The following is a 1413-nucleotide window of genomic DNA, read 5'->3' as shown; positions in this document are numbered from 1 at the left end:
TATTGCGAGATCCAGCGCAACCCTTTTTGTCAACCCCGTGAGCAATCACGCTCCAATCTGCCCGCGAAAATTATATGAAATTCGAAAGCAGCTTCTCCAGCGCCGTTTATTTGAAGCCTCAGCCTGCCTCCTGGAAGATCGTAGGCGCCAACACCAAAGGCATCCCGCTGCCGATAGTAGATCGATTGAACTTGGATCTGGTATGGGTCCGTGACATTGGCGGCTGGATGCCGAACACGATGGACGCACGACTAACTGGCGCTCTACTGCAACGATCAGTGAGCGGCTGGGTCCCGGTGAAGCCGGTCGACTTGCCTATTCTAGCCAGCTATTCGCTGCCACAGAGCAACGACAAGTCCGAGGCACCGCTGTCGCGGGAACTAGTCATCGATGGGCATGGAATGCCCGTCCAGCAAAACCACTTAAGCGAACCGGAAGGACAGTTCATGCGGCTTCTCCTCGATCAGGAAAGTGAGGTCATGAGAATTTGGACATCGCTGCCAGCCATGGACGCCGAACGTTGGATAACCCTCGAGGCAAATTTAAGAGTCCCCGGCGGAGGTACTATCCATGCAAACATCCACGACAACATCGACACGGTACGGCATCGCTCAACAGTTATTCAATTCGAAGCACCAGCGGACACATGGATTAAAGTTAGTCTACGACATCTGAAGGATGTAAAAAGCGAATCCGATAATTTTGGCATAGGGCTCGTCAAACCTAGATCTGGTGCAATGTTAGATATAAAAGATATTGTTATATTTGCTGGTATAAATTATTGAACTTTCTTCAATATACCTCAGAATTTTTGTTAATAAAATTCTTTATTGCACAAAAAAACTTTATCAAGAGACGTTATAATTAAGATTTTCTCAATGCTGATTACTGAGTCCAGAAATCAATGCGTATTGTACATCTTGATCTAGGTCTTGTTATGGCTCGGCCGCAGAGTCTATCTAAATGGAATGAATAAGAAAAGTAGACTTGTCGCCCTGGATGACAACCAATGTGGGGTTCTGGGGCCGTTGATCACCGAGTGCCGGCCGCGAGGCAAGACGGAACCGGTTGCCTTGCGCGAGACGATCGAAGCGATTGTCTGGCGGCATCAGAATGGTGCGAAATGGCGTAGCGTGCCGCCCGATCTGGTTCCCTGGTGGCGAGCGGCGCAGACCTTCATCCGCTGGAGCCAACTGGGTGTGTGGGAACGGCTTCTCGAACGGGTCCAGGAGCGCGGTGTTGAATTGGGCATGGCTTTTCTTGACGGAACGTCGATCAGGGCACACCACAAAGCGGCGGGAGCAAGAAAGCGGAGATCTTGAACACTGCGCGACGTGCGTGAAGCGTTTGACCGATCTCGTGGTATGAACCGCCCCAGGATTCCTGGAGGCCGGTTTAGTTGAGTCACGCCGC

1 protein-coding gene and 1 pseudogene are annotated in these 1413 nt (G+C 51.0%); both read left to right on the top strand.

Going from position 1 to position 1413, the window contains the following annotated elements; translation table 11 throughout:
- Nucleotides 1–74: 74 nt before the first annotated feature.
- Nucleotides 75–785 (top strand): hypothetical protein, encoded by a 711-nt coding sequence (locus tag N826_RS38950; protein WP_044437983.1) that lies wholly within the window; start codon nucleotides 75–77, stop codon nucleotides 783–785.
- 183 nt (nucleotides 786–968) lie between these two features.
- A pseudogene (locus tag N826_RS42685) lies at nucleotides 969–1313 on the top strand (transposase); the annotation flags it as partial.
- Nucleotides 1314–1413 lie beyond the last annotated feature (100 nt).

The sequence above is a fragment of the Skermanella aerolata KACC 11604 genome (assembly GCF_000936425.1).
In the GTDB taxonomy this organism is placed as follows: domain Bacteria; phylum Pseudomonadota; class Alphaproteobacteria; order Azospirillales; family Azospirillaceae; genus Skermanella; species Skermanella aerolata.
This window is presented reverse-complemented; position numbering and strand designations above follow the sequence as displayed.